We start from the raw sequence: 13270 nt of genomic DNA, 5'->3' as shown, positions 1-13270 counted from the left end.
GTTACGTGCGCGCCATCGCCCGCTCGCGGATGGCCTCGAAATCCGCCGGCAGCGGATGCAGGTCCAGCCGCCGGCCGGCCTTCAGCAACTGGCTCGGCACGTCGTGGCCCAGCAGCACCGGCAGGTGTCCGGCGGCGTCGATCAGCAGTGGCAGCTCGATGCCGGTGTCGTAGCCCATCAGGTCCAGCGCGTGCACGATCTCCTCGGTGCAGACATTGCCGCTGGCGCCGGGCGCGTAGGGGCAGCCGCCGATGCCACCCAGCGAGGCGTCGAAGCGGTCCGCGCCGGCGTCGATGGCGGCCAGCACATTGGCCAGGCCCAGGCCGCGGGTGTTGTGGAAGTGCAGCGTCAGCTCCGTCTGCGGCCAGCGCGCGCGGAAGGCGGCGGTCAGCGCGGCCACCTGGGTCGGGAAGGCCATGCCGGTCGTGTCGCAGAGGGTCACGCCGCGCACGCCCAGCTCCTCGACATAGCGCGCGCACCAGTCGAGCACGCCCGTCACCTCGCCCTCCATCGGGCAGCCGAAGGCGCAGGACAGCGAGACGTTGACGGCCGCGCCGGCCTGGCGCGCCAGCGCGTTGACCTCCGACAGCGCCGCGAAGGACTGCGCCCGCGTCATCCGCAGGTTCGAGAGGTTGTGGCTTTCGCTGGCCGACATCACCAGGTTGAATTCGTCGGTGCGCGCATCGATGGCGCGCTCGGCGCCGCGGGTGTTGGGCACCAGCGCGCTGTAGACGACGCCGGGCCGGCGCTCGATCTCGCGCATCACCTGCTCGCCGTCGCGCAGCGCGGGGATGGCCTTGGGCGAGACGAAGGAGGTGACCTCGATCTTGGCCAGGCCGGTACGGGACAGCGCGTTCACCAGCGCGATCTTGTCCTCGGTCGGCACGAAGGCGGCCTCGGCCTGCAGGCCGTCGCGGGTGCCGACTTCCTGGAGATGGATGCGGCGGCCTGCACCCTGCCAGAGCGTGGACATCATGTTCATGCCACCACCTTGCGCATGCGCAGCGCCGCGATGTCGGAGGCCGAGAAGCCGATGCCGGCCAGCACCGCGTCGGTGTCGTCGCCGAGCTTCGGTGCCGAGCTGCGGATGCTGCCCGGCGTGCCCATCAGCTTGGGCACGATGCCGGGCACCTCGACTTCATGCCCGTCGCGGGTCCGCTGCGTCAGGATCATGTCGCGGGCGCGGTAGTGCGGGTCCTCGGCGATGTCCTTCGCCGTGTAGACCTTGCCGGCCGGCACGCGGGCCTCGCCCAGGCGTTCCAGCACGGCGGCCACCGTCTGCGGCAGCGTCCACGCCTCGATCGCCGCGTCGATCTCGCCGACGCGGGCCACGCGGCCGGCGTTGTCGGCCAGCGCCGGATCGTTGCCCAGGTCATCGCGCCCGATCTGCTGCATCAGCCGCTTGAAGATGCTGTCGCCGTTGCCGGCCACCAGCACATAGCCGTCGCTGCAGCGGTAGGCGTTGGACGGGGCGATGCCCGGCAGCGCGCTGCCCGCGGCCTCGCGCACCGCGCCGAAGGCGCTGTACTCCGGGACCAGGCTTTCCATCACGTTGAACACGGCTTCATGCAGCGCCACGTCGATCACCTGGCCGCGGCCGCCGTTGACCTTGCGGTGGTACAGCGCGGTGAGCACGCCGATCGTGCCGTGCAGCGCGGCCAGCGTGTCGCCGATCGAGATACCGCAGCGCACCGGCACGCGGCCGGGCTCGCCGGTCAGGTGTCGCAGGCCGCCCATCGCCTCGCCGATGGCGCCGAAGCCGGGCAGGTCGCGGTAGGGGCCGGTCTGGCCGTAGCCGGAGATGCGCAGCATGATCAGGCCGGGGTTGAGCGCCGACAGCGTCTCGTAGTCCATGCCCCAGCCCTCCAGCGTGCCGGGGCGGAAGTTCTCGATCAGCACGTCGGCCTCGGCGATCAGCTTGCGGGCGATGTCCTGGCCTTCGGTACTGCGCAGGTCCAGCGCGATCGAGCGCTTGTTGCGCGACTGGACCTGCCACCAGACGGACGTGCCGTCCTGCAGCAGCCGCCAGTTGCGCAGCGGATCGCCGGCGCCGGGGGCCTCGATCTTGATCACGTCGGCGCCGAAGTCGCCCAGCGTCTTGCCGGCGAAGGGGCCGGCGATCAACTGGCCCATCTCGATGACGCGCAGTCCTTGCAAAGCTTCCATGGTGAATCAGTCCTCGAGGTTCAAGCTTGTTCCCGCTGGCGCAGCCGCTCGGGCAGGCCCCACAGCAGGATGGCGGCGCAGAGCAGGGCCAGCGCGGCGATGACGTACAGCGCCGGCGTCGTGCTGCCGCTCAGGTCCTTGATGCGGCCCACCATCACCGGGCTGACGATACCGCCCAGCTGCCCCAACGTATTGATCAGCGCGATGCCGCCGGCCGCGCCGGCGCCGGTCACCAGCTTGGGCGGCAGCGCCCAGAAGGCCGGGATCGAGGCGACCACGCCGGTGCCCATGACGCCCAGCGCGATCACCACCATCACCGTGCTCTTGTCGAACAGGCCGGCGGCGACGAAGCCGAAGGCGGCCAGCGCGATCAGCGCGGCGACGAAGGTGTTGCGCCGGCCGCTGGCGTCCGAGATGCGGCCGATGACCACCATCGTGATCGCGCCGCAGAGGTAGGGCACGGCGGTCAGCAGGCCGATCGTCGTCGGGTCGGTGGCACCGGAGGCGCGGATCAGGTGCGGCGCCCAGAAGTTCAGGCCGTAGGAGGCCACCTGGATCAGGAAGTACACCAGGCCCAGCGTCAGGAAGCCCGGCACCTTCAGCGCGCCCAGCAGCGAGTGGTTGCCGATGTGGCGGTTCTGCTCGGCGATGCGGCTCGAGAGCAGTTGCTGCTCGGGTGCGCTCAGCCAGTGCGCATCCTGGATGCGGTCCTTCAGCACGCCGTACACCAGTGCGCCCAGGCCGATGCAGGGCAGGCCGCCGACCAGGAACAGCCAGTGCCAGCCGGCCATGCCCATCAGCCCGTCCATGTGCTTGAGCACCAGGCCGGCCGTCGGCGCGCCGAACAGGCCGGCGAAGGCCGAGGCGACGAACAGCATCGAGGTGATGCGGCCGCGGTAGGCGGTCGGGAACCACAGCGTCAGGTAGTACAGCACGCCGGGCGCGAAGCCCGCTTCCATGGCGCCGATCAGGAAGCGCAGCGCGTAGAACTGCCACTCACTGTTGACGAACATCATCAGCGCGGTGGCGATGCCCCAGGAGACCATGATCCGCGCGATCCAGCGCCGCGCGCCGACCTTGTAGAGCATCAGGTTCGACGGCACCTCCAGCAGCACATAACCCAGCGAGAACAGGCCGGCGCCGAGGCCGTAGGCGGTGTCGCTCAGGTGCAGGTCGCTCTGCAGCGCGAACTTGGCGAAGCTGATGTTGATGCGGTCGAAGAAGGCGAACAGGTAGCACACCATGATCAGCGGCATGATGTGCCAGGCCACCTTGCGGACGATGCGGGCCTCGTCGGGTTGCGAGGCGTCGGTGGCGGGCAGGGCGCCCGCGGAAGGGATCGATAGGGCCATCTGGCTTGTCTCCATCGTTGTCGTGTGGCGGCATTCTGGGAGCCGCACCCGGCCGGACGGAATGACGGGGATCGTCAACGAGCTTTCGCGGAACGGGAAAGCGACCCCGGGCTAACCCGGAACTCAGCCTGACAGATGATCGATCAGCAGGCGCACGTGCCGGGGCACCGCCGCTGCGTCGCGCAGCGCGATCAGCAGGCGCCGCTTCGCCCACTCGTCCAGCAGCGCGATCTCCTTCAGGTGCATGGAGCGCAGGTGCGGGCGGATCGCGTCCGAGGGCAGCACCGCCACGCCCAGGCCCGCGGCGACCATCAGGCACATCGCATCGAAGCTGCGCACCTGGATGCGCATCTTCAGCCGCCGGCCCAGCGCGTCGGTCTCGGCCTGCAGGCGGCGGGCCAGCGAGGTGTTCTTGGCGAGGCTGACGAAGTCGAACTCCACCGCCTCCTCGAAGCGCACCTGGCGCCGACGCGCCAGCGCATGGCCCTGCGGCACCACCAGCACCAGCCGGTCCTGCCGGTAGTTCATCGTCTGCAGACCGGGCACCGGCGTGCGGTCGGCGAGGATGCCGAAGTCGGCCCGGCCGTCCAGCACCGCGCTGGCGATCTCGTTGCTGTCCGCTTCCTCCAGCTCGATGCGGATCTCCGGATTGGCGGCGACGAAGCGGGCGATGTCCTGGGGCAGGAACTGCGTCACCGCCGAGGTGTTGGCCCAAAGGCGCACGACGCCGACCAGGCCCTTGGCATGGTCCGACAGATCCGCCTCGAGCTGGTCCACGTCGGCCAGGATGCGCTGCGCATGGCGCTGCAGCGCCTCGCCGGCAGCGGTCAGCGTGACGCCGCGCGAGTGCCGCTCCAGCAGCGTGGCGCCGACGGCCGCCTCCAGCTCGCTGATGCGCTTGCTGGCCGCGCCCACCGCCAGCGGCGCCAGCTCCGCGCCCTTGCTGATGCTGCCGGTGCGGGCCACCAGGTTGAACAGGTGCAGGGAGACGAGGTCCAGCCGGTGCAGGTTCATGGGCCGGCATTCTCTCTGTCCGGCCCGGGCTTTGTGACTCATCGCACGGAAGCAGGTTCGGCTCTCGGGTAAACCCTTGGTCGACGGGATAGCGCTATCTAGAATCCGCCGCTTCGCCCCGTCGACGTAACCAATTACTTCAGCGCCACCATGATTTTCAGAACCATCAAGCAGCGCCTGATCGCGATCTGCATGCTCATCGTCGTGGCCGCCGTCGGCATCGCCACGCTGGCCAGCTACCTGACCGTGCGCACGCACGCCCGCCAGCAGCTGAGCACCGAGCTGAACGACCTCGGCCAGGCCCACGCCGCCGCGATGGGCGCCTGGGTGAAGAAGCAGCAGGACATCGTCGCCGCGCTGGCCCCGGCCGCCGCGCTGGAGAACCCCGCCGCGCCGCTGGAGCAGGCGCTGAAGTCGGGCCGGCTGGACCTGGCCTACATCGGCAGCGCGGACAAGCGCATGGTCTCCTTCCCCGACCGCAAGCGCGCGCCGGACTACGACCCGACGGCCCGCCCCTGGTTCAAGCTGGCCGAGCAGACGCCGGACGCGCCGGTGATCACCGCGCCCTATATCGCGGCCTCGTCGAAGAAGCTGGTCGTGACCTTCGCCCGCGCGATCAAGGGCGATGACGGCAAGCTGGTCGCCGTCGGCGGCATCGACGTGACGCTGGACGACGTGATCGAGACGATGAAGTCGATCAAGCCCACCGCCAGCGGCCTGGCCTTCCTGCTCGACAAGGAAGGGAAGATCATTGCCCACCCGGACGCGGCGCTGACGCTGAAGCCGGTCAAGGACATGTCGGCCGAGGTGGACGGCGCGCTGCTGAAGCAGGCCGCCGAATCGGTGAATGGCGCACTGCCGCTGGCCCGCATCGGCGAGAACGAGTTCTTCCTGAAGTCCACCCCGGTGCCCGGCACCGACTGGACGCTGGTGCTGGCCGCCGAACGCGGTGAGGCGCTGGCGGCGCTGAGCGGCGTGCTGCGCGCCGCCGGCATCGCGCTGGTCTGCATCGCCGCCGTGGCGGCCGCGCTGTCGGCGCTGGCCATCGGCGTGCTGCTGAAGGGCCTGGGCGAGGTGCGCGACGCGATGGACCAGATCGGCTCCGGCACCGGCGACCTGACCCAGCGCCTGCCCGCCGAAGGCCAGGACGAGATCGCCGACATCGCCCGCTCGTTCAACCTCTTCGTCGGCAAGATCGAGGCGGTGATGGTGGACGTGCGCTCGACCAGCCAGTCGATCGCGGTGGCCTCGCGCCAGATCGCCGTCGGCAACCAGGACCTGAGCCAGCGTACCGAGGAAAGCGCCACCAACCTGCAGCAGACGGCGAGCTCGATGGAGCAGCTCACCAGCACCGTCCAGCACAGCGCCGACGCGGCGGCCAGCGCGCACCAGCTCGTGGGCAACGCCTCCGGCGCGGCCAAGCGCGGCGGCGAAGTGGTGGCCCAGGTGGTGGCGACGATGGACCAGATCAACCAGTCCAGCCGCCGCATCAGCGACATCATCGGCACCATCGACGGCATCGCCTTCCAGACCAATATCCTGGCGCTGAACGCCGCGGTGGAAGCCGCACGAGCGGGCGAGCAGGGCCGCGGCTTCGCGGTGGTGGCTTCAGAGGTGCGCTCGCTGGCCCAGCGCAGCGCCGAGGCCGCCAAGGAGATCAAGAGCCTGATCGGCGCCAGCGTGGAGCGGGTGGAAGAGGGCTCGCGCCAGGTCTCGGAAGCCGGCAGCAGCATGGGCGACATCGTCGACAGCGTGCAGCGCGTCACCGACATGATGGCCGAGCTGAGCGCCACCTCGCGCCAGCAGAGCCAGGGCATCAATGAAGTCAACGGGGCGGTGAGCCAGCTGGACCAGATGACCCAGCAGAACGCGGCGCTGGTCGAGGAATCGGCGGCGGCGGCGGAAAGCCTGAAGGATCAGGCGGTGCGCCTGGAAGGCATCGTGGCTGCCTTCAAGATCGGCGAGAAGGAACCGGCTTTCGCCTGATCGAGCTCAGTGCAAATCTCGCTTGTCGCGCTTCTTGCCGTCGAATGACTTGGGACGGTAGACATTGCCGTCCCACTCGCCCTCCACCATCTGGCTGCCGCGGCGGGCGCGCTTGATCGCGGCGTCGGCTTCCGCCTGGGCGTACTTGTGCATCTCGCGGCGCTGGCGCCAGCCGGCCGCCCAGTACCACGCTCGCTGCACCTTCAACCAGGCGCGGCGGCCGCGCTCTTCCATCCAGCGGCGCTTGGCCGCGGGCAGGGCCATGTGCACCGCGACGACGATGCAGGCCAGCAGGACGATGAGGGCGATGGCTTTTTCAAACATGATGGTGAAGAAGGACTACGACGAGCTGCGTTGATGCCGGCGATCGGTCGCGCCAGTGTCCACCCGTTTGCACCGTGACCAATGGGTACCCGACACCGCCTTCCTAGAATGGCAGGTTGCCTCGGAGGCGAGGCGGTACCGGAGCGTGATTTTGTTCACAGCAGACAAGCAGGGAAAGAAAAACGGGTTGATGAACTGGGCGCGCACAGCCTGTGTCATAACCGCTTTTTTCAGCGCATACAACTCCTTTGCCACGGGGGCAGCCGGTGTGCCCGCCCCGATGTCCTCGACATTGACCCTGGAGCAGCTGTTCCGCGCCGAGCCCTACAAGGGCGAGAACGCCAAGGAAGCCGAGTTCAGCCACAGCGGCCGCTACCTGGCCTACCGCTGGAACCCCTTCGGCGAGCCGGGCACCGACCTCTACGTCTACGACACCAAGACCGGCAAGACCCAGCGCCTGACCTCCCGCGCGCTGATGGCCGCCTTTGATGCGCCCGAGGACCTCGACCGCTTCGACCGCAAGCTGCGCCAGAAGCAGGATGAAACGGCCGAGCGCCAGGCGAAGGAAGTGGCCCAGCAGGCCTACCTGGCCGGCCAGGCGGTGGACCTGGGCCAGTGGGAAGCCGCCGGCATCGAGCGGGTGAAGAAGGAAGTGGCCGAGAAGAAGGCCCGCGACGACGCCCAGAAGGCCGCCGACAAGGCCGAGGCCGCCGCCGAGAAGACCGCGATGGCTGCGCTGGAGGCCCGCCGCAGCGGCAAGCCGGTGCCGCCCGATGCGGCTGCATCCGCCGCCGATGCGGCCAAGCCCGAGAAGGCGCGCGAGGCCTGGGAATGGCGCGACGAGCTGAAGAAGTCGCTGGCCAAGAACAAGCTCAAGGACAGCGACCTGTATCCGGGCGTGGCCCAGCTCGCCTGGGCGCATGCGCACGACGAGCTGATCTTCCAGTACCGCGGCGGCCTGTTCCGCTGGGTGGCCGGCTCCGAGGCGGTGCTGCCGCTGCAGCAGACTCAGCGCGAGCTGAAGATCGTCGCGTATGCCGCTGACGATCGGGCTTATGTGTTCACCGACGGCACCCGCGTGCTTCGCGGCCGCTTCGAGCGCGGCGGCGTCGAGGTGGTCAACCGCGAGATCGTCAACGCCGACGATGCGGACAAGAAGTACAAGATCGAGTCGACCGAGATCAGCGAGGACGGCCGCTGGATGTCGCTGGTGGCACGTGCCCCGCTGAAGAATCCGGAAGAGGGCAGCAAGGCCGCGGCGCCCGACGAGGCCGGTCGCAAGGTCGAGATCATGGACTACGCGGACCGCTGGGCCACCGCCAAGAAGGTGCCGCGCGAGGTCTCGGACGACAAGCGCACCGAGAAGCCCTACGCGATCTACATCCGCCGTGTGCCCGCCGCCGGCGAACTGCCGCGCCGCCAGGGCGAGCCGGTATTCACCCAGGCCGGCGGCGACGGCTGGTTCGAGCTGAGCCCCATCGCCTGGGCCCGCGACGGCAGCCGCTATGCCTTCGCCACCTGGGAGCGCGAGAAGGAGCTGCTGCGCGTCTACCTCGGCAAGGCCGACGACGCCGGGACCAAGCCCGAGATCGTGCTGGAACGCCGCGGCGACGTGGGTCATGAGGTCGTCAACGTGCTGCAGCCGCGCTTCACGCCCGATGGCAGGACGCTGGTGCTGGGCCTGGACGAGGGCGGCTTCCGGCAGCCCTACGCGCTGGATGTGGCGACCAAGGCGGTGCGCCCGCTGCTGAAGGGCGATTTCGAGTCCACCCGCGTGCTGGGCTTCACGCCGGACAGCAAGACGATGTTCGTCACCGCCAACCCGCAGGACTTCGCGGCGATGAACGTGTTCCGCGTGGACATGGCCAGCGGCGCGATGACGGCACTGGGCGAGGCCGGCGACTACCACCGCGATGCCGCCGTGTCCGAGGACGGCCGCCTGCTCGCCGCCAACGCCGGCAACTGGGCCGTGCGCCCCGAGCTGAAGCTGTTCAATGCCGAGAAGCCCGCGCCGGCCAAGGTGCTGACCGCCAGCCACGACGCCACCGGCTGGGCCGCGGTGGACCAGCTGCGCCCCGAGCGCTTCAGCTACCGCAACCGCCATGGCGACCTGATCCAGGCCTATGTCTTCAAGCCCGCCGGCTGGAAGGCGAGCGACCGCCGCCCGGCCGTGGTTTACACCTACGGCGGCCCGCTGAACGACCGCCACATCGTCGAGGTGGACAGCTTCCAGCAGACCGGCTACGTGTTCGCGATGTACATGGCCGTCAAGCACGGCTACGTGACGGTGGCGGTGGACCCGCGCGGCCACTCGAACTACGGCCGCAAGTTCAGCGACGCCAACTGGGAGAACCCGGGCGCCTCGCAGGCCGAGGACCTGGAAGACCTGCACGCGTACATGAACGAGCACCTGGGCATCGACCCGGCGCGCGTGGGCCTGACCGGCTGGAGCTTCGGCGGCTACGAGACCCAGTACACGCTGTACACCAAGCCCGAGCTGTTCGCCGCCGGCATCGCCGGCGCCGGCCCGACCGAATGGGAGAACTACAACAGCTGGTACAGCGGCCGCACGATCGGCAAGGTGGACCGCACGAAGCCGGTGCTGCGCAAGTTCTCGCTGCTGCCGCTGGCGCGCGAGCTGAAGCACCCGCTGCTGCTGATCCACGGCATGCAGGATCCGAACGTGCTGTACCAGGACACCGTCAACGTCTACCGCGAGCTGCTGGCCAGCGGCAAGGACGCGCTGGTGGACCTGTATCTCGATCCGGACGGCGTGCATGCGCTGGGCGGCACGGTGAAGCCGGTGGGCCTGCATCGCAAGATGGAAGCCTTCTGGCTGGCCCATCTGGGCGAATGAGCAAGGGGCCCGATCGGGCCCCTTTTCTTTTGTTGTCTTGCTCTCTTACTTCCTGCCGAACAGCGCCAGCACCGCTTCCGGTATCGCCCGGCTGATCTCGTCGCGGGCGGCCGGGTCGGCCAGGCGTGCGCGGTCGGCCGCTTCGAGCTGATCCTCGTCGCTGCCCAGCAGCACGATCGGCTCCAGCAGCGCCGCGGTCTCGGCGTTCTCGAACAGCGGCGCCCATGCCTCGGGGGCCAGGTCCACGGCGCTCATGAAGCCTGCGGCCCAGTCTTCGGCATCGGTCACTTCCTCGCCTTCCTCGGTCTCGGCGACGCTGAAGATCGGCTCCCAGCCGTCGGGCTTCTTCTCCCACAGCCAGGCGATCGAGCGCAGGTGGCGCAGCGCCAGCAACTGGGCGCGCTTGCGCTGCTTGCCGCTGGCGAAGGGCGCATTGCCTTCTTCACCGTCGCCGCCCCAGATGCGCGGCAGCCAGGCGGCGCCGGGCAGCTCGGCCAGCGGCTGCGGGCTCACCAGCAGGCCGGCGAGGTAGCCGTCCAGCGCCTCGATGTTCATCGCGCCGTCGACCGGCAGGTCCAGCAGCATCTCGTCCAGCGACGAAAGCTCGTCGTCGGACAGCGGCAGCAGGTCGGAGTTGGGGTTGTAGCTCGGATATTCCATCGGGGTCTTTTTTTCAGCCGTGACGGCCGTGGCGGCTCTTCGGTTTCTTGTTGTCGAACTCGGCCAGCTGGGTCTTCAGCAACTGCATCAGCACGCGGGCATTGGCTTCGGTCATCGTCAGGATCGTGCTGGGCTCGATGCCTTCCAGCGGCTCCTTGGGCGTGACGGTCGCGTCGACCTTGAACACCACCAGGCCGTTGACGGAGTTGGAGGCGGATTTGAACTTGTTCAGTTCAACGGTATGGACTTTCATGCCCCGATTGTCCCCTCAGAACGAATAGGCGATCTCGGCGCGCATCAGCGCTCGCGGCGAGGCATTGTTCAGGCCGAACAGCAGCGCCGCGTCATAACGCCAGGTTCCAGCGGAGCCGGCGGCGCGGTGGCCGAAGATCGCCGGGCCCAGCTGGTGCTCCTGCTCGCGCCAGGGCGAGGGGTTCGCGAGCGGCCCCAGGTCGCCGTACATCTGCGCGCCCCATTCCCAGCCGGGCGCGAGCAAGGTCTTCGCCTGGGCCTGGTAGGACAGGTCCGCCGGCTGCTGGCGGAACGAGGGATGCACCCAGCGGCTGACCAGCACATTGAGGTTGAAGTCCACCCGCGCGGCCGAGTACTGCCACATCGGGCCGATCGTCCAGTTCCAGCCGCCGGTGCCGGGGCGGGGCTTCCAGTAGCTGGCGTAGAAGGAGAAGTCACTGCGCTCGCTGCTCCCGAGGTGGAGCTGGTTGCTCCAGTACCAGCCGTCGTACTGCATCGGGCGGCTGCGCTCGCGCTCCTCGGCGGCCCACAGCTCGGTGTACCACCAGGTGGTCGGGCTCCAGCCCAGCGCGACGGCCTGGCCCGAGGCGCTGCGCGTGCGTTCGTCCTGCGTGCCCCAGCTCAGGCGCAGCGTGACCTCGCCCTTCTCGTTGTAGGGCGTCATCACGTAGGCGTAGGGATCGGCGCAGGCCGGGCCGGCGGCTGCGAGGGCGAGAAGGAGGAAGAAGCCGAGCCCCCGCCTCACCGGGCCGCTCCCGAGGCCACCATCGCCGCGCGGCGCGTGACGAAACCGCCCAGGTCCGCGAGGCGGATCTCGCCGCGGCCGGCGGTGTCGATCTCGGCGAAGTTCTGCACCGCGAAGGCCCAGCCGGCGCGGCGGGCCTCCTCGATCGTCAATGCGCCGCGGCCGGTGCTATCGGCGCGCTGGAACTGCGCCTGCAGCTTGGCCAGCACCTGGGCCTGCAGCGCGGCGCCGCGGGTCTCGGGCTCCGGTGTTGCGGCGGCGCGCGCGGCCGGCGGCAGCCAGGGATCCTGGGTCGGCTGGGCGCACGCGCCGGCAGCGAACAGAGCGGTCAGCAGAATGCAGGTCTTCATGGTGAGAGTCCGGCGAGGAAACTGCCCAGGTCGGTCCGCATGACCGGCCGGGACTTGTCGTCCAGATAGGTCATGTGGCCGCCTACGTAACGCTTGACCTGCACGGCAGGCGCCGTGCCCAGCCGGCCCAGGTCCGACTCGGTCAGGTGGTAGGGCGTGGCCAGGTCGTGCAGGCCCAGCAGGGCCAGGGTCTTGAGGCCGGGCTTCAGCGTCATCGCCAGGGCCAGGTCGGGGATCGCGTCGGGCAGGGCCTTGCCGTCGTGCTGCCAGCCCCAGCGGGCTATTGCCGCGTCGTTGCTCATCGCATAGGGCACGGTGGCCTGGTACTTCAGGTCCGACAGCACGGCGGCGATGGCGTTCTTGAAGGCCGGGTTGGTGGCGGTGCTGGAGGGATCGCCGTCGGCCGCCAGCGCACTGCCCACCGCGGCACTCATGCGCGCGTCGTAGCGGCCCAGCAACTGCTGGGGCTTGAGCAGGCTGCGGAACGGGTCCGGCGGCAGCAGCGGGGACGAGAGCCAGTTGGCGCTGGTGAGACCGGTGAAGGCGGCCAACTGGCTGTTCAGGCTGCCGCCTAGCGGCTGGTGCAGCGTGATGTAGAGCTGCGCCGCCGGCTCGTAGACGCTGTCGACGAAGCCGGCCACCAGGTCGGCGAAGGTCGGCAGCCCGCTGTTCAGGTCCAGCACCAGCGGCTGCGAGAGCTGGAACCAGGCGGCCGTGGCGGCATAGCTCGGGATGAAGCTGCCGCAGCTGAGCTGGCCGGGATCGAGCACGCCGCAGTTGCTGTTGTAGTTGAGGATCGGCGACTGCAGCACGATGCCCTGCAGCGCCATGCCGGCCGCCAGCAGTTCCTGGGCCACGATCGGCGTGCGCAGGCCGCCGTAGGACTCGCCGTAGAGCACCAGCGCCGTGTTGGCCGGCCGCGGGTACTTGGCCAGGTAGCGGCCGATGAAGTCGCGGAAGATCGCGGCGTCGGCGTCCACGCTCCAGAAGCTCGCGTTGGTGGCCGGGGCGATCGCCTGCGAGAAGCCGGTGCCCACCGCGTCCACGAAGACCAGGTCGGCCACGGCGAGCAGGGTCTCCTGGTTGTCCACCAGCGAGTAGGGCAGCGGCACATTGACGCCGGGGTCGTTGGTGACCAGCCGGCGCGGGCCCCAGGAGCCCAGGTGCAGCCAGACCGAGGCCGAACCCGGTCCGCCGTTGTAGAAGAAGATCAGCGGCCTCGGCGGTGCGTTGGCGGCGCTGCTGGCGACGCTGTAGGCCACGTAGAACATGCTGGCCTGCAGCGGCGCGGTGCCGGCGGTCAGGTGGCCGACCGTTGCCTTGTAGGTGAGCGGGCCGCTGGCGAGCTGGATCGTGTGGTCGGTGTCGACGGCCTGCTCGATGGCGCTGGCCAGCGCGGCGGTGGCGGCGGTCGAGTAGGCGGTGTTGTCCTGCAGGACGCCGCTGGTATCGGGCGGCGTCGGCGTGGTGTTGTTGCCGCCCCCGCCGCCGCCGCAGGCAGCCACCAGCAGCACCGTGAGCAGCGCGGCAAGCAGGCGGGCGGGGGCAGGGCTCATGCCCCCGG

The 13270-nt window shown here is 69.5% G+C and carries 12 protein-coding genes; 2 read left to right on the top strand and 10 right to left on the bottom strand.

The window, feature by feature from the left end; genetic code table 11:
* Position 1 precedes the first annotated feature (1 nt).
* From B0W88_RS07040 to B0W88_RS07025, 4 genes are all read right to left on the bottom strand, one after another.
* Positions 2-973: a hydroxymethylglutaryl-CoA lyase gene (locus B0W88_RS07040; protein ID WP_077033972.1), complete on the bottom strand. Its 972-nt coding sequence runs from the start codon at positions 971-973 to the stop codon at positions 2-4.
* A gap of 5 nt (positions 974-978) precedes the next feature.
* Positions 979-2166, bottom strand: a complete 1188-nt coding sequence (locus B0W88_RS07035; protein WP_077033951.1) for a CaiB/BaiF CoA-transferase family protein — start codon at positions 2164-2166, stop codon at positions 979-981.
* A gap of 20 nt (positions 2167-2186) precedes the next feature.
* Positions 2187-3518 (bottom strand): MFS transporter, encoded by a 1332-nt coding sequence (locus B0W88_RS07030; protein ID WP_144006653.1) that lies wholly within the window; start codon positions 3516-3518, stop codon positions 2187-2189.
* Positions 3519-3641: 123 nt separating this feature from the next.
* Positions 3642-4532, bottom strand: a complete 891-nt coding sequence (locus B0W88_RS07025) for a LysR substrate-binding domain-containing protein (protein ID WP_077033950.1) — start codon at positions 4530-4532, stop codon at positions 3642-3644.
* Between the two features lie 150 nt (positions 4533-4682).
* Between B0W88_RS07025 and B0W88_RS35165 the strand changes: the two genes are divergently transcribed.
* Positions 4683-6518: a methyl-accepting chemotaxis protein gene (locus tag B0W88_RS35165; RefSeq protein WP_077033949.1), complete on the top strand. Its 1836-nt coding sequence runs from the start codon at positions 4683-4685 to the stop codon at positions 6516-6518.
* A 6-nt stretch (positions 6519-6524) separates the two neighbouring features.
* On the opposite strand, the gene B0W88_RS07015 is transcribed toward B0W88_RS35165, so the two are convergent.
* Entirely contained in the window at positions 6525-6842 is a 318-nt protein-coding gene (locus tag B0W88_RS07015; protein ID WP_077033948.1) for a hypothetical protein, read from the bottom strand.
* A 280-nt stretch (positions 6843-7122) separates the two neighbouring features.
* On the opposite strand from B0W88_RS07015, the gene B0W88_RS07010 reads away from it, so the two are divergent.
* On the top strand, positions 7123-9699 hold the full coding sequence (locus B0W88_RS07010) for a prolyl oligopeptidase family serine peptidase (RefSeq protein ID WP_144006652.1): 2577 nt from the start codon (positions 7123-7125) through the stop codon (positions 9697-9699).
* Positions 9700-9744: 45 nt separating this feature from the next.
* Here B0W88_RS07010 and B0W88_RS07005 read toward each other — a convergent pair whose 3' ends face one another.
* The 5 genes from B0W88_RS07005 to B0W88_RS06985 form a co-directional block, all read right to left on the bottom strand.
* A complete protein-coding gene (locus B0W88_RS07005) occupies positions 9745-10359 on the bottom strand; it encodes a UPF0149 family protein (protein ID WP_077033946.1) in 615 nt (204 codons plus the stop codon).
* Positions 10360-10372: 13 nt separating this feature from the next.
* A complete protein-coding gene (locus B0W88_RS07000) occupies positions 10373-10612 on the bottom strand; it encodes a hypothetical protein (RefSeq protein WP_077033945.1) in 240 nt (79 codons plus the stop codon).
* A gap of 15 nt (positions 10613-10627) precedes the next feature.
* A complete protein-coding gene (locus B0W88_RS06995; RefSeq protein ID WP_144006651.1) occupies positions 10628-11356 on the bottom strand; it encodes a hypothetical protein in 729 nt (242 codons plus the stop codon).
* On the bottom strand, positions 11353-11706 hold the full coding sequence (locus B0W88_RS06990; protein ID WP_077033943.1) for a hypothetical protein: 354 nt from the start codon (positions 11704-11706) through the stop codon (positions 11353-11355). Before B0W88_RS06990 ends, B0W88_RS06995 begins: the two co-directional genes overlap by 4 nt.
* Positions 11703-13270, bottom strand: a 1568-nt coding sequence (locus B0W88_RS06985) for a peptidase S10 (protein ID WP_369973850.1), incomplete at its 5' end; no start/stop codon positions are given. The genes B0W88_RS06990 and B0W88_RS06985, both read right to left, overlap by 4 nt.

This window comes from Pelomonas sp. KK5, from assembly GCF_001984095.1.
GTDB lineage: Bacteria > Pseudomonadota > Gammaproteobacteria > Burkholderiales > Burkholderiaceae_C > KK5.
The sequence above is the reverse complement of the archived record's forward strand: the minus strand, read 5'-3'. Positions and strand labels throughout refer to the sequence as shown.